The sequence below is a fragment of the Rhodococcus sp. NPDC056960 genome, assembly GCF_042674125.1.
In the GTDB taxonomy this organism is placed as follows: domain Bacteria; phylum Actinomycetota; class Actinomycetes; order Mycobacteriales; family Mycobacteriaceae; genus Rhodococcus_F.
This window is the reverse complement of the sequence record NZ_JBHURF010000014.1, coordinates 208,965-229,520: the sequence shown is the minus strand read 5'-3', so window position 1 is coordinate 229,520 and position 20,556 is coordinate 208,965. Positions and strand designations below refer to the sequence as shown.

The 20,556-nt window shown below is 63.2% G+C and carries 20 protein-coding genes and 2 pseudogenes; 13 read left to right on the top strand and 9 right to left on the bottom strand.

Translation table 11 applies throughout. From position 1 onward, the window contains the following. Positions 1–121: 121 nt before the first annotated feature. Positions 122–1,150 (bottom strand): beta-ketoacyl-ACP synthase III, encoded by a 1,029-nt coding sequence (locus tag ACFTWF_RS23445; protein ID WP_378463562.1) that lies wholly within the window; start codon positions 1,148–1,150, stop codon positions 122–124. A 406-nt stretch (positions 1,151–1,556) separates the two neighbouring features. Here ACFTWF_RS23445 and ACFTWF_RS23440 point away from each other — a divergent pair, with 406 nt between their 5' ends. Beyond that, complete coding sequence (locus ACFTWF_RS23440) at positions 1,557–2,360, top strand: hypothetical protein (RefSeq protein ID WP_378463561.1); 804 nt, start codon at positions 1,557–1,559, stop codon at positions 2,358–2,360. A 278-nt stretch (positions 2,361–2,638) separates the two neighbouring features. Here ACFTWF_RS23440 and ACFTWF_RS23435 read toward each other — a convergent pair whose 3' ends face one another. From ACFTWF_RS23435 to ACFTWF_RS23425, 3 genes are all read right to left on the bottom strand, one after another. Next, entirely contained in the window at positions 2,639–3,172 is a 534-nt protein-coding gene (locus ACFTWF_RS23435) for a hypothetical protein (RefSeq protein WP_378463560.1), read from the bottom strand. A gap of 70 nt (positions 3,173–3,242) precedes the next feature. Further along, positions 3,243–3,584 carry a hypothetical protein gene (locus ACFTWF_RS23430; RefSeq protein ID WP_378463559.1) on the bottom strand — a complete coding sequence of 114 codons (342 nt, stop codon included), beginning with the start codon at positions 3,582–3,584 and terminating at the stop codon, positions 3,243–3,245. A gap of 1,175 nt (positions 3,585–4,759) precedes the next feature. Further along, complete coding sequence (locus tag ACFTWF_RS23425) at positions 4,760–5,107, bottom strand: hypothetical protein (protein WP_378463618.1); 348 nt, start codon at positions 5,105–5,107, stop codon at positions 4,760–4,762. Here ACFTWF_RS23425 and ACFTWF_RS23420 point away from each other — a divergent pair. Continuing rightward, positions 5,018–5,488, top strand: coding sequence for an HNH endonuclease (locus ACFTWF_RS23420; RefSeq protein ID WP_378463611.1), 471 nt, complete (start codon positions 5,018–5,020; stop codon positions 5,486–5,488). The genes ACFTWF_RS23425 and ACFTWF_RS23420 overlap by 90 nt on opposite strands. Before the next feature lie 445 nt (positions 5,489–5,933). Beyond that, a complete protein-coding gene (locus tag ACFTWF_RS23415; protein ID WP_378463610.1) occupies positions 5,934–6,251 on the top strand; it encodes a recombinase family protein in 318 nt (105 codons plus the stop codon). Between the two features lie 130 nt (positions 6,252–6,381). Here the strand turns inward: ACFTWF_RS23415 and ACFTWF_RS23410 are convergent, their stop codons facing one another. Next, positions 6,382–7,032, bottom strand: coding sequence for a TetR/AcrR family transcriptional regulator (locus ACFTWF_RS23410; RefSeq protein WP_378463558.1), 651 nt, complete (start codon positions 7,030–7,032; stop codon positions 6,382–6,384). Between the two features lie 108 nt (positions 7,033–7,140). Here ACFTWF_RS23410 and ACFTWF_RS23405 point away from each other — a divergent pair, with 108 nt between their 5' ends. The 8 genes and pseudogenes from ACFTWF_RS23405 to ACFTWF_RS23370 form a co-directional block, all read left to right on the top strand. Further along, entirely contained in the window at positions 7,141–8,352 is a 1,212-nt protein-coding gene (locus tag ACFTWF_RS23405) for a CaiB/BaiF CoA transferase family protein (protein ID WP_378463557.1), read from the top strand. Positions 8,353–8,413: 61 nt separating this feature from the next. Further along, positions 8,414–9,754, top strand: a complete 1,341-nt coding sequence (locus tag ACFTWF_RS23400) for an MFS transporter (protein WP_378463556.1) — start codon at positions 8,414–8,416, stop codon at positions 9,752–9,754. 74 nt (positions 9,755–9,828) lie between these two features. Next, positions 9,829–10,875, top strand: a complete 1,047-nt coding sequence (locus tag ACFTWF_RS23395) for a zinc-binding dehydrogenase (protein WP_378463555.1) — start codon at positions 9,829–9,831, stop codon at positions 10,873–10,875. 52 nt (positions 10,876–10,927) lie between these two features. After that, a complete protein-coding gene (locus tag ACFTWF_RS23390; protein ID WP_378463554.1) occupies positions 10,928–12,181 on the top strand; it encodes a cytochrome P450 in 1,254 nt (417 codons plus the stop codon). Positions 12,182–12,193: 12 nt separating this feature from the next. Next, positions 12,194–12,394, top strand: a complete 201-nt coding sequence (locus ACFTWF_RS23385) for a ferredoxin (protein WP_378463553.1) — start codon at positions 12,194–12,196, stop codon at positions 12,392–12,394. Positions 12,395–12,601: 207 nt separating this feature from the next. After that, complete coding sequence (locus tag ACFTWF_RS23380) at positions 12,602–14,068, top strand: aldehyde dehydrogenase family protein (protein WP_378463552.1); 1,467 nt, start codon at positions 12,602–12,604, stop codon at positions 14,066–14,068. Further along, on the top strand, positions 14,065–15,324 hold the full coding sequence (locus ACFTWF_RS23375; RefSeq protein WP_378463551.1) for an NAD(P)/FAD-dependent oxidoreductase: 1,260 nt from the start codon (positions 14,065–14,067) through the stop codon (positions 15,322–15,324). The genes ACFTWF_RS23380 and ACFTWF_RS23375 overlap by 4 nt, the downstream gene beginning before the upstream one ends. A 1,019-nt stretch (positions 15,325–16,343) precedes the next feature. After that, positions 16,344–16,497: pseudogene (locus ACFTWF_RS23370) on the top strand (AAA family ATPase); the annotation flags it as partial. Positions 16,498–16,641: 144 nt separating this feature from the next. Here ACFTWF_RS23370 and ACFTWF_RS23365 read toward each other — a convergent pair. Beyond that, positions 16,642–16,783, bottom strand: a pseudogene (locus ACFTWF_RS23365) (IS256 family transposase); the annotation flags it as partial. A gap of 33 nt (positions 16,784–16,816) precedes the next feature. On the opposite strand from ACFTWF_RS23365, the gene ACFTWF_RS23360 reads away from it, so the two are divergent. Next, positions 16,817–17,188: a YidH family protein gene (locus ACFTWF_RS23360; protein ID WP_378463550.1), complete on the top strand. Its 372-nt coding sequence runs from the start codon at positions 16,817–16,819 to the stop codon at positions 17,186–17,188. Beyond that, on the top strand, positions 17,185–17,490 hold the full coding sequence (locus ACFTWF_RS23355; protein WP_378463549.1) for a DUF202 domain-containing protein: 306 nt from the start codon (positions 17,185–17,187) through the stop codon (positions 17,488–17,490). The genes ACFTWF_RS23360 and ACFTWF_RS23355 overlap by 4 nt, the downstream gene beginning before the upstream one ends. A gap of 105 nt (positions 17,491–17,595) precedes the next feature. On the opposite strand, the gene ACFTWF_RS23350 is transcribed toward ACFTWF_RS23355, so the two are convergent. The 3 genes from ACFTWF_RS23350 to ACFTWF_RS23340 all read right to left on the bottom strand — a co-directional run bounded on the left by ACFTWF_RS23350 (position 17,596) and on the right by ACFTWF_RS23340 (position 20,442). After that, on the bottom strand, positions 17,596–17,733 hold the full coding sequence (locus tag ACFTWF_RS23350; RefSeq protein WP_378463548.1) for a hypothetical protein: 138 nt from the start codon (positions 17,731–17,733) through the stop codon (positions 17,596–17,598). Between the two features lie 848 nt (positions 17,734–18,581). Further along, entirely contained in the window at positions 18,582–19,250 is a 669-nt protein-coding gene (locus tag ACFTWF_RS23345) for a ScbR family autoregulator-binding transcription factor (RefSeq protein ID WP_378463547.1), read from the bottom strand. A gap of 457 nt (positions 19,251–19,707) precedes the next feature. Further along, the gene (locus tag ACFTWF_RS23340) at positions 19,708–20,442 is read right to left on the bottom strand and encodes a hypothetical protein (RefSeq protein WP_378463546.1); all 735 of its coding nucleotides are present in this window, start codon (positions 20,440–20,442) and stop codon (positions 19,708–19,710) included. Positions 20,443–20,556 lie beyond the last annotated feature (114 nt).

The following is a 20,556-nucleotide window of genomic DNA, read 5'->3' as shown; positions in this document are numbered from 1 at the left end:
GCGATGCTGCGTCCGGACGATGATGCGCGCGGACGGCGGCAATGATCGATCCGGCGAGGACACCGATCGTGACGGGGGGCATCGCGCGGACTCGATTTCCCCTCACCGCTATCGGTGGCTGTTACCGGCGACACGAGGGGCGGGGTCCGTCATCGGGTTGCTGCGGAGCAGTCTCGCCTGGCACGGTGACGACTTGGGCGGCGTGGGTCAAGCCGGCGCCGAATCCGATCAGCAACGCGATGTCGCCGGGGTGGATCTGGCCGGTGCGCAGCAGGGTGTCCATGGCGAGCGGGACCGATGCCGCAGAGGTGTTGCCCATCTCGACGATGTCCCGGGCGACCGCGACGTCCGGGGGCAACCTCAACCGCTTGGTGAGCGCCTCGGTGATCCGCTGATTGGCCTGGTGCGGGATGAACGCGTCCAACCGTTCGAGCGGGACACCGGCGCGATCGAGCGCGCACCGTGCCACCTTCTCCATTTCCGAGACCGCCCACCGGAACACCGCCGGACCGTCCATTCGCACCGTCGGCGTTGTGCCGGTGGGATTTTCGCGGAACTCCGTCCACGACGGCTGCTGTGCGAGAGCCGATGCCTGAGAGCCGTCCGAACCCCACTCCACGGGGCCGATACCCGGATCTGCCGAGGGGCCAACCACCACGGCGCCGGCGCCGTCGGAGAAGATGAACGCCGTGGACCGATCGGTGAGGTCGAGGAACTCACTCAGGCGCTCGACCCCGATGACCAGGACGTAGTCGGCGGTCTGGGCGCGAACCAGGTCCGAGGCGAGCGCCAATGCGACACAGAAGCCGGCGCACCCGCAGGACACGTCGAACGCGCATCCGGTGATTCCCAACCGATGCCCGATCTGCGGGCCGGCCGCAGGTGTCTGATACGGGAACGTCGACGTCGCCACGATCACCGCCCCGACCCGGTCTCCGGAGACCCCCGACGCGGCGAGGGCTCCCCGGCCCGCCGCAACCGCCATCTCGATCACCGTCTCGCCGGGGCCCGCGAAGCGGCGGCTGCCGATACCGGATCGGACTCGTATCCACTCGTCCGTGGAGTCGATCCGCGCGCAGATCTCCTCGTTCGACACCACCCGCTCCGGCCGATACACCCCGAGCCCCCGGATCGCACTGTGGCGCACCACTGAACTCTCCGCGACTACCACCCGTGCGCCTCCTCTGTGCTCCACCCGGTCAGGGTCACCATCGGTGAGTCACCGGTAGGGGTTCATGCCCTTCAGCCTCCGTGGAACCGGCACGCGGCGACAGCACACCCAGGGTGCAAATACCGCCACCACGCCACCACTTACATGAGAAACGCGCCAGACCCCGCTCCCGTACCGCCGTCTCAGCACGCAGACATCCCTCGTCGCCACTTTCCGATGAGAACTCGCCACCACGTCGACACCTCCACGGAGAACGCGCCGGAGCGGCTGAGACCCGAGCCCCCCCGATCCTCCCCGATTCCATTACGTAATGTTATGAAACGAAATGATATGAAATGTTACGATGGCAGAGTGGGGTCCGTCTATCGGGGAGAGTGGCGTCGAGATGAGCGAGAGCAGGCCGGGTAGGCCTCGGGAGTACGCCTCGGACGCCGACCGGGTCCGTGCCTGGCGGGCCCGGCAGAAGGGAAAGTCCGGCTCCACCGCTGAGACGGCTGAGACGCCGACCGATCCGGTCGAGGCCTCGGCAACCCTGGCTCAGTCCCTTCCGCTGTTGAGGCAGGAGGCCGAACGGCTGTCCGCCGTCGCCGACCGCATCACCGAGTCGGTGAACCTGCTCGGCGACCCCGCTGCTGTCGATGCGCATCTACGCCGCGCCCAGGTCGCCGCGGACAAGGTCCGGGCGGATGCCGCCGCCGAGATCGAACAACTCCGCGATCAGCTCGACACCGCGGTCGACGACCGGATCAACGCCGATGCCGCCGCCCGGGCCGCCGAGCAGGCGGCGCAGCAGTCCGCCACCGAGCTCGCGGAAGCCAGCGCTGACCACGCCGAACAGTTGCGCGCGATGGAAAGCTCCTACCGCGAAAGGTTGGCGGAGCAGGAGCAACTCGTCGAATCCCTGCGTGCACAGGCCACCGAACTCGGCGACGAGGTCGCCCGGATCCGCGGCGCAGCGGACCGGGCGTCCGCAGCCGCCGCGGCCACGATCAGTCGGCTCGAATCGGACCTCGGCGAGGCACGAGCCGCCGTTCAGACCGAGCGGACCCGCACAGACGACATTCGTGACGAACTCGCCGCCGCGCGTGCCGACCTCGCCGCCGCACGCACCCAGACCGAGGCCAGCCGCGAACGGGTCGAGGAACTGCGTGCCGAGCTCGCCGATATCCGGGGGCGCGCCACGAGCTGACGGTTATCGATCACCAACGTCCTCGAATCCCCAGTTTTGCGAAAGAAGCCGCCGGCACACCCCGGGCGACCGGAGGTAACCTCCCCTCGCCGGTGATGTCACCGACCTGCAGTACTGCGACCAACGCGGTCGCCTAGGCCAACGCGGTCGCCGACCGGACCCTTACTCGTCCGGTGCCGGTGGTGGGGAAGCGGACCGGAGCTGATCGAGCGAGAGCGACACCGTGGTGGTTCCGGACCGCACCGAGTCGCGACCGTGCGGCCAACGGTAGTGCCAGCTCAGCCTTCGGTTCTGGCTCGTTCGGAGTCTGCTCGGGCACCGCCGCTACGAACGGCAGTGACCAGTTCGTTCAGGGTAGTGAAGACGGTCTCGGAGCGCCCGAGCGCGCGCTGTGCGTCTCGGAGTTGCGTGCCGGTGTGAGCCTCGGCGCACACATACTTCGCGTAGCCGGCGGCGCTGGACAGGTGAAAGATGTCAACCAAGTCGTTCCGCTTCCACTTGCTCATGTGGTCGATGAACCGGCGGATGAAGAGTTCGGACACTAGTCCCACCATGGGGGAATCGGCGAATAGTCGCGCCAACTCAGCGTCGCTGAACGTTGGGAAGTCTGTGGAGTTCGTTAGCCGGCGGTACGCGGCGGTGTAGTAGCCGATGTTTTCGTTCCAGTAGCGACGTCTTGCGAGTCGGCGACGTTGCTCCTTCGGTAGGTGCTCTGCATGGATTTGCGCCGTGATGGCTGCGTGGTGGGTGACCCATTTTGCGATCTGGTTCTTCGGTATCCGCTCGGGGTCGACGGGTTTCGAATCTGCCACCCGCCGGCCAGATGGGCCATCGCAACGCCGATCTCGTAGCGTCGGTCGCCATGCAACCCGGCTGTCTCGATCAGGTGTCCAGTTGAGAGGGGCAGGACAATGCCGCCGTCGCTGGCGAGGTCGATGAGATCCTGAGCTGCACGTCGTTCGCTGAGGTCTTGAGCGGCGGTGGGGACGCTGGATTGAACCCTTCGGTGAGGATGAGGTCGTTCCTGGTCGTGGTCGTCCAGATCCACCACTTCTCCCAGTCGAACGTCGACCTCGCGACCTGGGAGTTGATCGGCCTGTACCTGGCTTCGAGTTCGCTATCGAGGACCTGCCCGTCCTGGCAAACGACTCGGATGGACCCATTCTGGTAGTCGACATGCCAGTACTTGAACATGTCGGCGGAGATGGCCGTTGGTTCATCCATGGGGGCAGGGTAGCCGCGGGAAGCGACGCTGACGTCGCGATCGTCCTCGGCGGCGTGTTATACCCGCGGTTTCTGCGGCTGGGCGGTAACCGGTCCGCCCGGAGTTCTGACCTCGAACACGACAAACGCCCCGACCTCTTGGGGAGTCGGGGCTTCGTATGGTCGTAGTGGTCGCCCGCGACGACACTTCATGCAGGTCAACTTCATTTCTGAAGTTCTGTCGTGTATGAACGCCGAGTACACGAGCACAGTCGTGAAGCGCCACCCTCATGCGTTGTACACCGCGTCCGCTCCGACTTACCGCCATCCCGCCAACTCCAGAACAGCAAAGTATTATGCCCAAGGCCCAAAGGAAGTCCGGGGCGCGAACGCGAGCGATCGAGCGCAACCGAAGCGTGCCACCGAGTGCCTGGGTAGGCGTAATTTTCGACCAGGAATTGCAGGTGTTTACGCCTCGCTGGGCGGTCGCGGGCGTCTCGTATCAAAGTTGCTATCGTCGGTGCTGGTCATGCAGAGGATGGGGTGATGGGGTGCCAGGCAGAGTCTGCGTCACCGAGGGGTGCGGAAAGACCGCGGCAGGAACCAATCTCAAGTGCACCAGCTGTCGCAGCATCATGCGTGACTGCGTCGAGTGTGGTCGAACGTTCAAGGGGCCGCAGCGCAAGTGCCAGCCGTGCAGTCGCGTTACTCGGGTATGCACCGAATGCGGCAGGACGTTCAGCGGCAGCACCCGTAAGTGCACGCCGTGCCGAGCTACCCATCGGGTGTGCCAGGGCTGCGGCGAGTCTTTCAAGGGACAAACCAGCAAATGCACGCCGTGCCGAGCTACCGAACGCGCGTGCATCGACTGCGGCGATACCTTCAGCGGTAGCACGCGAAAGTGCCGCCGATGCCAGGTCGTTGAACGCCAGTGCACCAGGTGCGGAAAGACCTTCAACGGAACTAACCGCAACTGCGACTCCTGCCGGATGGTTGAACGGCCCTGCCTCGTCTGCGGCAAACCTCTCAAGGCAAATAACCGCACGTGCAACTCGTGTCGGGCTACAGAACGCGACTGCATCGAGTGTGGGAAGACATTCACAGGCACGGCTAACAAATGCGCCTGGTGCTACGCCTTCGAACGTGAGTGCATCAACTGCGGTAAACCGTTCAAGGGCACCAACTCCCAGTGCAGCTCATGCTCGGTCATCGAACGGGCCTGCGTCGGGTGCGGCAAAATCTTCAACGGCCGGAAGCTCAAGTGCGACCTCTGCCGATACACCGAGCGTGAGTGCATCGGCTGCGGCAAGATCTTCATGGGTAGGCAAAGCACGTGCAGTTCTTGTTCGAACGTCGAACGTGAATGCATCGTCTGCGACAAGACCTTCAACGGCACTACCTTGAAATGCGGACCATGTTCGAACGTCGAACGAGAGTGCATCGACTGCGGCGAAATGTTCATCGGCCGGCAGAGCAAGTGTGGCTTGTGCTACATCGTTGAACGAGTATGCATCAGATGTGGCGAGACATTTAATGGCAGCCACACAATGTGCAGATCCTGCTGCAGGGCGGCAATGGCTCCAGAGAAACGCGCCGCTCAAGACAGGAGAACCAACAACGCCCGTCGGGCGCGGAAGCTCGGCGCGGAGGTCGAAGGTCCGGTACCCGCGGAGATGTACACGGCGATCCGCAACAGCGGTCCATGTGTGTATTGCGGCGGTCAGAGCGCGGCGGTGGATCACGTCCGGCCCTTGACGAAGGGCGGATGGGAACACGAAGACAATCTGGTTCCCGCCTGCAAGCCGTGCAACTCCTCCAAGGGCGCCAAGTTGCTCACGGAATGGAACCCACACCGAGTCGCTCACGCCATCACACTGTCATCGAAAGTCGCAGTCGAGTACGCCCGGCTCACCGATTCTGAGTAGGCCTGACAGCGTCCCAGCACATGACCAACCCCGGTCCTGCACCCCCTCGAAGTCCTTCAACGGTCGCACGAGACCACCAGCGGGTCGTACTTGACCATCTCGGGCGGCGCGCCGATCAGGACCGGGGGTGGTTAGGCCCGCTGATCTCGGCCACGGAACGCTGGCCTGCGATGATCGCCTGGCTCGTTGAACGAGCAGATTCGCTGCCGTGGGGTACTCTCGGCTGTCGGCGGAGTCGTCGCCCTACGCGACGTCAGGTAGTGATCGACTGGGCTGGGAGTGGAAGACAGGTAGTGCAGCGCTCAGGCGAACCTTGCACCACCACTTGGTGGTCACCGGCCCGTTCGAGGAATACCGTTCTGACAAACGTCGTCTGGATATTCTCGACACATGTTGATCGGCTAATGCCCGCGTCTCGAGCGCAGACCAGAACCCCGACCATCAGATCGACGCGCTGCGCCGCGCCGGGGTGGCTACCGCGGACATCCACGTCGACCACGCGGGCGGTGCGAAGGCCTCACGGCCGCAGCTGGATCTGGTGTTGCAGCTGCTCCGCGAGGGGGATGTCCTGGTGATCACCCGGTTGGACCGGCTGGGGCGGTCGATGCTGCACCTGATCACCCTCGGCACCGACCTGCGGACCCGCACAGACGACATTCGTGACGAACTCGCCGCCGCACGCAGCCAGACCGAGGCCAGCCGCGAACGGGTGGAGGTACTGCGCGCCGAGCCCGCCGATGCCCGGGGGCGCGCCACGAGCTGATGGCTGTCGATACCAACAATGCTGTCGCAAACTCCGGGAGGAATTTCGCGCACTGACAAGCCCTACTGCTCGCCCGTGGTAATGGTCGCCTCGCCGTAGAGCTCCGAAAAAGTCGGGGGCTAAGCTTGGGCTAAGCTCCCGATGTGGTGGAGGAGCACGGACACTCGCACTCTGAATCGCCGTGCTGCAGACCGGCGAGCATTAGATCGAATACCGCAGCCGAACGGGTGTCGAGCTCAGCAAGCGGGATATCGAGTGCGCGACCGATTGCCTCTCGGAAAATGCCGTAGCCCAGATACGTTGCCGCCGTGAGCGCGTGCATGACCTCACCATCAGCACTGCGAGGCAGCGCACCGGTCTTCTTGTCCCGCTCAAGGGCTGCGCGAGTGGACTCGATAGCTGGGAATATGTCGAACTGTTCGTCCTCATCGAGTGCGAGCAGCGCCTGGAGCTTAGCGAGGTCGCGATTCTGTAAGGAGATTTTCCAGAGCGATCGCCGTCGATCGGAGAACGGAAGGTCCCAGTGCCCGCTGGGATGCGGAGCAACCTTACCGAGCATCCGACTGATTGCCGCTCGCAGCAGTATCTGGCGAGTGCCGAAGTACTGGTAGATCTGCCCGTGGTTGACTCCGGCCTCCTTGGCGACTTCCCGCAGTGTGATGCCCACCAGGACGCCGTCGCGTTTGATCAATCGCAATGCCGCGTCCAGCAGTTCGTCCTCGGTGTCCTCCCGGGTTCCACGACGCCTCCGCGGTCGCGCCGATGCCTGCGATTCTGCCACTTCGTCCACCTTCCATGGTTTGCCTCGCCAACGGGGCCTTGCTGTGGTTCGTCACACAGTCTACAGTCACTAACCACGATACGTTAGTAACGAACCGTTAGTAGGTGGATGATGACGGATACACCGCTGCCGCTAGAGGGCATTCGAGTGCTCGATCTGGCAAACGTGCTGGCTGCTCCAGTGACAGCGACCTTTCTGGGTGATTTCGGAGCCGAGGTAATCAAGGTCGAGGAGCCCGGCAAGGGAGACTTCACCCGGTCTGGGCTCGGTGGCGACACCGAAGCCCGCCGGTCGCTGCAATGGCTTCAGGAGGGCCGCAACAAGAAGTCGGTGACCATCGACCTTCGCACGGAGGAGGGACGATGCCTCGTGCGGGCGATGATCCCTCACTTCGATGTCGTCGTGACCAACTACCGCCCGCCGACGATGGAGAAGTGGGGCCTTGGCCCAAAGGATCTGCAGGCCCTCAATCCTCGTGCGATCCTCGTTTTCATCACCGGATACGGGCTCACCGGACCATACAGCGATCGTGGTGCATTCGATCGAATCGCAAGCGCCTTCTCCGGACTGACCTACGTCAGCGGCGACCCGGATCGCGCGCCTGTCCGGTCGGGCTACTCCGTGATCGACTACATGTCGGCCTATCTGGCCGTCTTCGCGACCGTCACGGCTCTGTATCACCGCGACATCCGTGGCGGAAGTGGACAGATCATCGACTTGGGCCTGTACGAGGCTGCGTTCCGGGCAAGCGAGGACGCTCTGATCACCTACGGGGTAACGGGCGGAGTGAGGGACCGGGTCGGCAACCGGAACCTGGCAATTGCCCCGGCCAGCGACTTCGACACCGCTGATGGGCGACGCATCTCACTGCACGCCGGAACCGATTCGCTTTTCCGAAAGCTGGCCGAGGTGATGGACCGCCCAGAATTGGGTCGCGATCCGCGGTTCGCATTTCGAACCGAGCGCCTCGCCAACCAAGACGAGCTCTACGCGATCATCACGGAGTGGGTGAGCACTCAGGATGCGAAGCACGCGGTCAAGCTACTTAACGACGCGGGAGTGCCGGCCTCTCTGATCATGAACGTCGCCGATATCGCCGATGATCCGCATTACCTTGATCGTGAAACGATAGTCACCCTCGACGACGAGCAGTACGGTGCCGTTCCCATGGCCGCCCCACTGCCGCGGATGAGTGAAACTCCCGGCCAGATTCGCGCCCTCGGGCCGAGACTCGGTCAACACACAGAAGAAGTACTTTCCGGACTTCTCGGCCTTCCCGCACATGAGATCGCACGCTTGCGTGCTCAGAGCGTCATCTGAGCACGCAAGTCAACCCCTCCATTCCACGCAGACGCGACACAGCTCCCCACCCGGAGGTCACATGACAATCGAGAATACCGCCGACCACACCGACGTACTCGACGAATGCGGTTCCCGCCGACGAACACGATCACCGGCGCGAGCGTGGCTGGTCGCCGGAATGATCATCGTCCTGGCGATGATCAACTTCGGCGACAAAGCAATCCTCGGCCTGGCCGCTGTCCCCCTGACCAAAGAACTGGGACTGAGCCAAACTACCTACGGTCTCGTTGCAAGCAGCTTCTTCTTGCTCTTCAGCATCGCCGGGGTTGCCGTGGGGTTCCTTGCGAACCGGATACCAACGAAGTGGTTGATCCTTGCGATTGCGTTGATCTGGTCCATCTCGGCGGTGCCCCTGGTCGCCGCCGCTTCGATAGCGACGCTGTTCCTTTCTCGCATCGTGTTGGGCGCGTCCGAGGGACCAACTGCATCTCTCGCGACACACGCGCTCTACAAATGGTTTTCGCCGGAAAAGCGCGCTATCCCAAGCACTCTTTACACCATGGGCGCGGGGCTAGGGGTCTTCGTCTCCGCCCCTACCCTCACGTGGCTGATCAGCAATCACGGTTGGCGTTCAGGATTCGTGGCACTCGCGATTGCCGGAGTGCTGTGGTCGGCGGTCTGGGCGGTGGTCGGCCGTGAAGGTCCAGAGAGAAGTCCCGAGACCGCAGACGGCGAGCCCCCCGAGGCGGCGGCAAAGTCGACCGAGCGTCTGCCGTACCGAAGAATCTTGCTCAGCCCGACCTGGCTGGGAAGCGCGAGCAGTACTTTCGGCGGTTACTGGTGTGTCGTTGTCAGCTCGGCGTTCGTGCCCGCCTACTTGGTGACTCAGCGCGGCTACACCCCCGCGCATGCCGCCAAGGCCGTCAGTGCCTACGCCATCGTCGCGGTCATTCTCCCAGTCGTGGTGGCCGTCGTGGCCGGGCGTTTCCATCGACGTGGGCACTCCTCCCGGGTGGCCTACGGCGTTCCGCAAGCAGTACTGGTTCTCATCCCCGCAGGACTGATGTTCGTGCTACCCCACATCGGATCCTCGTCTGTCTTCTTTATCGTGGTCGCACTTGCTTTCGGAATTGGATACGCCGCGATGCCGCTGTCGTACCTCACCGCTTCAGAGGTCACCCCTGCCCATCAACGCGGCGCCGTACTCGGAATCCTGGTGGCTGTCCAGACACTGCCAGGACTGTTTGCGCCCGCATTGACTGGGTGGATTATCGATGCCGCCTCAAACCAGGGGTCGGGCTTCACCCATGCCTGGACAGCCTGCGCGATCGTCATGACGGTGTGTGGATTGTTCGCGCTGGGCGCGATCCGTCCCGGGCGTGACGCTGCCCGCCTCGGCCTGCGGAAGGCCACGCCGTAGCGCACACCGCGCACTTCCTCTTGGGCCCCGAGAGAACCACCAGCAAAGAACAGTCCACACGGAAGAGATATTTCATGCCCACCACTACCCGCGTTGTAATCCAGGATCGCAAAGACGGCCCCATCGAGTTGCGCGAGGTCACGCTTCCAGACCCCGGTCCCCACGATGTCCTCGTCGCGATCGAGGCCAGCGGAGTCTGCCAGAGTCAGCTGTTCTGGATGCACGTTGACCACCCGAATCCGATGCTGTTCGGACACGAGGGCTACGGCACAGTCGTAGCCCTCGGAGCCGACGTTACAAATGTTCGCGAGGGTGAGAGGGTGATGGTGACCTGGATACCCCGACAAGGCGACCGAGTTCCAGCACCTGCATCCATCTCGTTGACCGGCGGCACTACAGCTATCTCCCCGAACGTCTACACGTGGGCAGAGCACACCCTGGTCGACGAACTGTACATCGTTCCACTCCCGCCGGCTGTCCAACAAGACGTCACGTCGATCGTCGGGTGTGCCGTCGTGACCGGGGCTGGCGCCGTATGCAACTCTGCACCGGTCAACCCCGGGGACACAGTGGCGGTGTTCGGAGTCGGCGGAGTCGGTTTGTCCGCGGTAGCCGGCGCACGCATCCGTGGTGCCTCGCAGATTGTCGCCGTTGACTTGGACGCCAACAAGCTGGAATTCGCCAAGCACTTCGGGGCCACCGACACTGTCAACGCGACCACCGTGAGCGACCCCGCGGCGGCGATCATCGAGCTCACTGGCGGTGTAGATGTCGCAGTCGACTGTGTGGGCCACCAGTCGACGACCGGCCAAGCCCTCGATTGCGTCCGGTCCGGTCAGGTCGGAGGGACCCATGGCGGCACGGCGGTACTCGTCGGTGTCCCGAAGGAGCCGATGACACTCGACCTGTCCAGCCTGTTTACCGGCCAGAAGAAACTCGTCGGCACAACAGGCGGCGGGTGTACCCAAGACGACATCACAATGTTCCTCGACTGGTACCACCGGGGACTCCTTGACTTGAATACCCTGGTTACCGATCGCTATCCCCTCGAATCCATCGAGCAAGCCGTCTCTGATCTCGCCACCGGGAAGATTCTCGGCCGGGCTCTGGTGACCATCTGAGGCCCCTGTCCTCGGCACGACACATCGACTTATGCACATTTTTGGAGAATCAGTGAATACGACAGAAGGTCACAGCGTCGAACAGGAGCGCTGCCCCGTGACGGGGCTCCGTGAGTACTCCCTGGATCCGCCGCACGACCGTCCGATGGACCCGCCGGACTACTTTCGCGAATTGCTCGGGGATTGCCCGGTCAGCATGGTCAGCGTTGGTAGGGGGCAACAGACGGCCTGGCTCTTTACCCGCTACGAAGATGTCCAAGCGGTGCTGTCCGACACGCGGTTCAGTTCCAACCCTCTCATCGATGGGTTCCCGTACATCGGTACGCCGGGACGTAACACCCCCGAAATTGCAAAAAGCATGATCCGACGCGACCCACCGGACCACACCAGGCTGCGGCGAATGGTGACGAAAGACTTCATGCCCCGCAGCATGGAGACCTTCCGCCCACAGATCGAAAGGATCATCGATCAGCATCTCGACGAAATGGAAGCAGCTGGATCACCAGCTGACTTCGTGCAACACTTCGCCCTGCCCGTACCGTCCGCGGTGATCGGCCTCATCTTGGGTGTTCCCCATGAGGACTTCGAGACGTTTCAGAGGCTGACCGAGGACCTTGTGTCCAAGGACAACACGCTCGAGGAGCAGTCTCACTGCGCACGGGAGTTCCTCGTCTTCTGCGAGGAGTTGATCGAGCTGAAGAAGCAGCAGCCAGGTGATGACGTCACCACCCGTCTCCTTCAGAATCAGTTCGGATCCGGCAAGCTTTCGCACGAGGAACTGGCGTCGTTCCTCACCCTCCTGGTCTCCGCGGGCCACGACACCACCTGGGGAATCTTTGCTCTCGCCGTACCCACGTTGCTGGGCGTCCCTCGGGAATTGGAGCGATTGAAGTCTGGGGAAGTCTCCTGGGAGATCGCGGTCGAGGAGTTGGTGCGCCACCATTCCGTCGTGCGCCAGGGCCCACGCCGAGTCGCGACTGAGGACATCGAGGTCAACGGCCATATGGTACGGAAGGGCGAGGGAGTCATCGCCGCCGTCTGGTCGGCCAATCACGATCCAGCAGTATTCGATTCATGGTCCACGTCCGAATTCACCCTCCCGGCACAGAGGCGGCGACACCTGGGATTCGGCTTTGGTCCGCATCAGTGCCTCGGCCAGTCACTCGCACGCCTCGAGCTGACCTACGGGCTGAAGCAGCTGTTCACCCGGTTCCCGAACCTGCAGCTCGCTGACGGAGGACAGGGCATGGTTTTCCGCCTCGACCAAGCCATCTACGGCATGACGTCCACCCCTGTGTGCTGGTGAAGGAGTACGAGAATGAAGATCAAGATCAACAAGGACCTGTGCTGTGGCGCGGGGCAGTGCGTCATCGAGGCGCCGACAGTCTTCGATCAGGACGACGAAGGAATCGCCTTCCTGCTTGATCAGACACCAGGCGAGAGCCAGCGCGCTGAGGTCGAGGCAGCAATGGCCGCGTGCCCCACGGTGGCGATCATGTTCGCCGAAGAGAATTCTTAGTTCATGGCGGCCCACCGGCCGGATCCCCGGCCGGTCTGTACTTCGGCTCGCCAGTCCGAGTGCGATTGCGTGTCTCACCGAACGCCCGGTAGTCACTTCAGCGGGTGACAGGTGCTCGTCACCCCCCTGTTCGCTCGGACATTCATTCGCTGCTGACGGCAAGATTCGACAGCTGCCGTCGATCCCAACGAGAAAGGTGCCAGTACCTTGACGACCCCGACCACCTCGCAGAACAACACGAGCACGCCCACCGCCGTACCGGACGCGACCATCCACGTCGTGAGTCCGGTGTCGGGAGAGCTGACTGCCGAAGTCGCTGTCACTTCAAGCTCCGATTTGGATGCAGCCATCGCGAATGCTGCACTCGCCCAGAAGGAGTGGATGTCCCTACCACCTGCAGTACGAAGCCAGAAGCTGTGGAAATGGGGTGAACTTGTCGATGCTCACTATGAGGAACTCGCTGAGCTCGACACGTCATGCACTGGAAAGGTGCTTCGTGAGTCGCGCAACGAGTGCCTGATGGCCTCGCGGAACATTCGCTACTGGGCCGGAATGGCCGACAAGATCTTCGGCGATCAGCTCGCTGACGTGCCAGGCCGCTTCTCCTACACTTCTCGCGAGCCCCTTGGCGTATTCGGAGTCATCCTGCCCTGGAACGGGCCTACCCACTCGTTCATCGCGCGTTGTGTGCCGCCCCTCGCCTGCGGTAACGCGGTGGTTGTCAAGCCCTCGGAACTTTCACCGCTCTCAGCGATTCGATTGGTGGAGTTGGCCGTAGCTGCCGGCCTGCCATCTGGTCTGTTGTCGGCCGCTATCGGAAACGGGGCCGTCGGCACCGAGCTGGTCGGACATGAGCGGGTACGCGGGGTGTCGTTCACGGGCTCGGTGGCAACCGGCCGCAAGGTCGCCGAACTGGCCGCTGCAACCTTCAAGCCGGTCACGCTCGAGCTCGGAGGGAAGTCTCCGGTTCTTGTCTTCGACGATGCTGACGTCGAGCAAGCCGCACGGGCAGTGCTGATGACGATCTACAGCAATGCCGGGCAGATTTGTGCGGCAGGAAGTCGACTGCTCGTGCAGAGCACAATCGCCGACACCTTCGTGGCACGACTGACCGAACTTACTCACCAGCTCAAGGTCGGAGACCCGCGTGACGAGTCCACTCATATCGGACCAGTCTCGTGCAGGCGCCAATACGACCGGGTGATGTCACTGCTCGAGGCCGCACGGAAGGAAGGAGCCCAGATAGCTGTGGGCGGCGGCCGGCCCGAAGGGGTAGACAAGGGGTGCTTCGTGGCCCCGACCATTCTTACCAGGGTCACTCCGGACATGACTGTCAGCAAGGAAGAGATCTTCGGCCCCGTTCTTACCGTAGCCGAGTTCGAGGATGAGACCGACGCCGTGACGCAAGCCAATGACAACGAGTACGGCCTCGCTGCGTACGTCTGGACAACGGACATGGGTCGCATGCACCGGGTCACCGCCCATCTCGATGCAGGCGCTGTCCACGGCAACACCCCGTTGGTGATGGATGCGTCACTGCCATTTGGCGGGTTCAAGCACAGCGGGGTCGGCAACGCCTACGGGGCGGATGCAATCGCGGGATGCACGCAGACCAAGCGGGTCACGCTGCGTACCACTACCGAACCGCTGCCCAATCCGTGGAGCTTCCAATGACAGTCCGCTCGGCAAAACCATTCGAGTCCGTCGCCATTATCGGCGCGGGGCACGGCGGCATCCAGGTGGCGGCAGAGCTACGCCGTCGTGGTTTTGCCGGCCGGATCCACTTGATCAGCGCCGAATCCGCGTTGCCCTATCAGCGCCCACCCCTGTCGAAGACCTTCTTGAAGCCCGGGACCGAGGGTGCCATGCCGGCACCTCAAGAGTTCCGACCTCGATCGTGGTTCAGCGAGCAGAACATCGAACTCGGTCTGGGTGACCCGGTCATTCGATTGGATCCCGACCGGCATGAGGTCGAGTTGCGGTCCGGACGCACGGTGCTCTTCGACCACGCCATCCTCGCAACGGGATCGAGCAATCGGCCGCTTCCAGTGCCTGTACTGAGCGGGCAGGTCATGACGCTGCGGGATGTGGAAGACGCCACTCGCGTACGAACGACACTGGCCGATGCCTCCCACGTGGCAATCGTCGGTGGCGGATTCGTCGGCTTGGAGATCGCTTCCTCAGTACGAGCGCTCGGCAAGGAAGTCACGGTAATCGAGGCCGAGGACCGCCTTCTGCGCCGGGGTCTATCGGAAAACATTGCCGCAGAGATCCATCGGCGTCATTCTGAACTCGGCGTCAGCGTTTCTCTTTCCACAATGGTGTCTGCTGTGCAGAGTCACACCAACCCGCTCATCCAACTGACTCTGCAGACAGGTGAGAGCATGTCGTGCGACGTGCTGATCGCCGGTGTCGGCGCAGTGCCAAATACCGACCTCGCCCGCTCCGCTGGGCTGACCATCAGCGATGGGGTGGAAGGTGGGGTGAAAGTCGACGGGACGCTGCGGACAAGCCACCCGGCCGTCTCGGCGATCGGCGATGTGTGCAGTTTTCCGTTGCCCGATGGCCGCAGAATCCGGCTGGAGTCGGTACAGAATGCCGTTGACCAGGGGAGATACGTGGCAACTCGGTTGTTGGGCCAGAGCGGCGACTATCACGCAGTACCGTGGTTCTGGAGCGACCAGGCCAACTCGAAGGTACAGATGGTCGGCTTCCCCGGAGAAAGTATCACCGAGCGCATCGCCGTTCCCGGTAAGCGCATACCCGGGGGGGTCTCGGTTTGGCACTTCAATGGCAGCCGCTTCGTCGGCGGGGAATCCATTGATGACAACGCCGGACACATTCAAATGCGAAGAATCATGGAATCTGGGCAGTCGATCTCACCATACGAAGTTGCTCAGCTGAATAAGGGTCCTCAAAAAGTCCGATGATGCAAACGGGCTGCGCGACGACCCATGATCGCCGCGCAGGTCGCCGAACTGAAGGACGTATCCAGACCCTGCCGACCGCTGTGCGCCGTGCAGAAAGTAGATTGACACTCAGGGCTGAATGAATGTCTCTCTACTTTCATACTGCGCCGGGGGCGAGGACCATCGAATCCAAAGTCACTAGAATCCCGAGTAGATCGTTCACCCCATGAATTCTCACGAGTATCGCAAATGGCGCCAGCGGCGACGCCCCGCATGGATCGAGAACAATCGCACACGCAAGCACCCGGACACCGAGGCGGAGCGCCTCATTGAGTTCGCCAGTATGTGGGTACCGTACGGCGGTGCAAACGAGGGAGAGATCCTCGTCCAATTCGGAATGTCGCGACTCCGGTTCATCGAGCGTTTGTGGCAGATCATAGGTGAATCCACCTGCGCTCGAGAAGAAATACGCAGTTTAGCGACCACATACCCCGCACCACCGGGGAACGAACGGGCCTCATCCCGTTCCGTGAGTCGCTCAGCGGGCCACAGAGATGCAGCAGACGATCAGCGGGCCGGCCGATCCCCAAGTAATTACGGAACCTCGAGCAAGCGACTCGCCTTGGAGAACAATGTGGAACTGCCATAGCGACAAAGACATTCTCGACTTTGCTCTTCTCTGGGAGCCTCTCGGTGGACCCGCTCCGGAAAATATTAACGCCGCCTTTGAAATCGACATAAATGAATACAAACGCCGGCTGACAGCCGCTGTCGGGTTCCAGGTATCCCAACTTCGGAAAGGATTCGTATCCCGTGAGCCCATCTACGGGATTTCAGCGATAACGGCGCTTGAGCAAACCCGACCTGAGAAGACCTACGAGAAACAAGACCGATATGAAGCCATGTGATCGAAGCTAAGACCGTCAAGCCACTTATCTCACGACGCACCACTAGGCATCGGCAACCGCGCTGAACCGCATCGAACTCACCCCATCAGATTCATCTGGTGGGGCGGGTTCTTTGGTTTGCAGAACCTTCGCATGACCACCACACCCATCGCTGATGCGGTTCTGGGCCGATCACCGTCGAGGCGGCCGCCTCTAACGCCTGCGAGGGCACCTGGCGGTGCTCAAACTCCACGACGCCGCCGAAGCCCTCCCCGCGGTCCTTGACCGCGGGGAGCAGAACAAACTGTAGATGAGACCCGTAAAGCTGCCTCGGGCGTTCGGCGTCGAGACGTAGACGCAGCAGCGGCCCAGGCCGCGGAATCGCCAATCCTGTGGATCGAGGGTTCGTCAGGCAACCTTGGATACGGGTGTGTCCGTTGACCGACCACGCAGTGATCTCGACGGGTCGTTCGAGAAGTTTGCCCTTGCGGCACAGCGCACCGGCCCGCACCAATGCCACCAGACGCAGCGACCGCCCGCCACCGGGCCCGGACGGCCTCGATGAGCTTGTCGGCCATCGCCAGGGACAGCGCGGGCAATGCACCGACCGAATGAGAGGTTGACTCATGACGCATCCCCAGACCCGCTGGCCCAAGTGGGTCTACGTCCCATCCGAGGACGAACCCGACTACCGCTTCAGCTTCGCGAACGAACGCACCTTCCTCGCCTGGATCCGCACCTCGCTGGCCCTGCTGGCAGCCGCTGTCGCGCTCGACGTCGTAGACCTTGCCCTCGCAGACCTGGTCCGCAAACTGCTCGCAGGACTCCTCGTGGGCAGCGGTCTGTTCTGCTCGATCATCGCCTGGACCAGGTGGGCAGTCTCAGAACGAGCGATACGGCGACAAGAACCCCTCCCCCCATTCGGGATCGCGATCATTCTCAGCATCGGCCTTCTCGCCGCAGGGTCGATCGTGATCGTGACAGTGGTGACCTCATGAACGCAACCGACGCCGACACGGGACTCGCCGATGAACGAACCTCCCTCGCCTGGCAACGCACTGCCCTCGCAGTCGCCGCAGGAGGTGCACTATTCGGTCGCCTCACCTTCGCCCGTCTGGGCATCGTCGCCCTCACTGTCCTCGTATTCGCGATCGCACTCAGCCTCTGTGCGCTCCACGAGTCGGGGACCCGGTACCGACGTCACGAGCGGCAAGCGCGTGGCGGCCGAACAACACTGACATTGTCGACTGCCACGTCACTCCTCGCTGCCATCGAGGCAGTAGCCCTCACTACTCACTGAGGGCGTCTCACCTAGATCACACCTATCCAGATCGCCTGACGTGCATAGTTTTGGTGCTCCGGTCAGCTGGGTGTCACTGGAGGCGAGCGGAAGCATGTCGACTGGTTATGCGGCGGCGCGGATGTAGACGAGGGAGTCGGCGAAGAAGCCGCGGACGAGGTGCGGCATGCGGTGCAGACGCCACAGCGCCTGGGCGCACAGGGTCTTGAACTGCTGTATCGAGGCCGCCAAAGAGGGCGACACGGCCTGAGAGCCGTTCTGCGGTCACCAAGGTCCGTTTTAGCGATGGTCATACCGGACATGTGCATATAGAAGAGACCATCATCGTTCGATCGAATCGGCGTGGGGCCCGTACAGCTCCAGTGCGCGACGGCGGAAGCACATGGTCGAAACTCTCACTGCTTCTCGTTGTTGCGTAAGCTGATCAGCACTCTCCTGCGCACTGAACTCCGGTTCGCTAACCACCCTTCGTGTCATAGATGCGCTGCAACCGGATAATCAGGCCTGACGTAGCGTCGATCCAGAGGCCGGTCGCGCTCAGCACGTCCGCGACACAGCGACGACCCGTACCGATCCCACTGCCTGGCACGGTGTCTAATGCCGATGCCGTCAGGTCCGGGAGGGAACGGGTCGGCCGAGCTCACGCTTTGGCAGCATCGTCCGATGCGTTTCGGAGTGGGGGAGTGGACCGTCATGGACGGCGGCACCGGCGGCGCGTTACGCGCTCGGCGAGCTCGGTGCGTAGGGTCGTCAGCTCGCTCGCGGGCCGAGCCTGAGCTGGTGGCGAGAGCCCGCCCTCGCGGTCGGGCGAGGTCGTCCTGTAAGTAGTCGAGGCAGACCCACCCCAGCCGATTCTCGACGGTCCGTCGCGCGCACGCTCAGGCCCGGACACTGAACGTACGACTCGACACCGGTGAAAACTGGAACCAGGGCTGATCAGCGAATGGAGCCTCGATCGATCAGTGACCTCCACCAGCGACCCAGCCACCGCCCGCACAACCCAGGCCCGATTGCGGGCGGCACTGAAGCAGCATGGATTTCGAGTTAGGCGCGTTGGTGAGATGCCTGTCGGGCACCACCAGGACCGATGCCTATCTTGAGAAGACCGGGCCGGGCTTCTCGGGCGGGCCAACGCTGCGGGCCCGGCGGGTTCGACCCAGGTCCTTGTGTCGGTAGCGGGGCATGAGGCCGGGTAGCAGCAGCATCCACATGTCGTCGACGCGTTCCTCGAGGTCGGCCCCTCCGGTGTGGAGCAGGGACAGGGTTTGGACCCCGGTGAACGCTCCGATCACGAATCGAGCGAAGGTCGCCGGATCGGTCTCGTGGCCGATGTCGCCCTGGTCGATGGCGCGGCGTGCGAGGTATTCGCAGGTGTTGATCCAGTCGATGTAGGGGTCGGCGGGTCCGTACCCCTTGTCACTGAGCTCGACGGTGATCCGGATGCCGGCTCTCACGATCGGCTCGTGAACGATCTGCCTGGCCATTTCGTGGCACAGCATCACGATTTGCTCTACCGCCGGCGCGTGTTCTCCTCGGATGGCCGCGACCGCAGCGATGGAGATCGCGTGTTGCGCGTCGATGATGGCTCGCGCCAGGGCTTCCTTGGAGCCGAAGTGGAAGTACAACGCTCCCTTGGAGAGCCCCAGGCTGTCGACGATCGCGTCCAGGCTGGTTCTCACATAGCCGGTCTGTTCGAACGCCTCGGCCGCGCGCGCAATGATCTGGGCTCTCGTCGCCAAACCCCTCGCCTGTCGACTCACGTGCACCTCCGCCCACATCGCGACAAAACCAACCTGCGGAACGGTACCAACATGGTTTTCGGGAACATCTCCAGGATTCGCTGAACCCCGCGGCCGACCGCTCCGTGCACCGACGGCCGTACGTACTCTGGCTTCGCTTCCTCGAATGGGGCCCCGTCCCGGGACCCCACCACTCGGTGCTTCACCCGTCCGATCAGTGGTTTCCGCTGTGCCGGCGCAGGGTCGGCAATCTGGGCGGTGCCCGCCCCGCAGGGAAAGCGAGCCGCTGATGACAGGGCAGGATCGCGGTACCACCGATCACAGAGCGATTCGGGAGTGGGTGACAAGCCGCCAGGGCACACCGGCGCTGAGTCCCCGGAGCCGGGCGGGGCGTGGGCGAGGGCCTGCCGTCACCGCGGCGGGTCACCGCGAGGAGCAGCAGTGGGCGCGGGCGGTCATGACGGCATGAGGGGTTCGGTCAGTCGTCCGGTGCCGGCGGCGGGGAAGCGGACCGGAGCTGATCGAGCGTCAGCGACACCGTGGTGTTGCGGACCGCACCGAGTCGGGACCGCGCCGCGGGGAGCGCCTCGAAGGCGGTCGACATGCCCAGCGCCCACGGCGCCGACTCGACCGGTGTCAGCCCACACCGCCCGAAGTGGTCCGAGAGCCGGCCGATGGCATGGTCGAGCGCCGCAATCTGTGCGGGGTCCGCATCCGGATCAGGATCGGAGAGCACCGGGTAGGGCCACATCAGCACGATCCCGGTGGGCAGCATCCGATGAATCGTCTCGGCCACCAGCCACGCCCCCAGATCGTGGCCCCGCAGCGGTTCGGTGACGAACGCGATGTTCGGGATCAGCACCGCCTCGGTGATCACGGCCAAAGTCTCGTATTGTTCCTCGACCTGCCCGGCGAGTTGATTGCCGTCGAACAACCCGGCCAGCATTTCGTGATCGCCGTCGAACGGGTCCAGGCACAACGCGATCGGGTCCTCGGTGCCGAGGCGGATCACCGTGAAGTCCAGTGAGCCCACCACCACGTCGTCGGCGTCGTCGATGTCCACCGTCATGGTCAGTTCGGCGAACCAGTCCAGGCACGCGTCGAGATCACTGTGCCCCACGCTCCGGAACTGCACCCGCGGCGACAACAGGACGACGCTGCCGCGGCCCTCCGTCTCGACCAGGTCCGCCACCGCGGCCAGCGACAATGACACCGCAACGCCCTCCTCGATGTAGCGGCCCGGACCCTGCCACTATCGCGCATCACCGCGTCCCGCACACCGAACGCGGGCCGTGAAACAGGTCAGGTCCGCACAATCAGCTGTCCA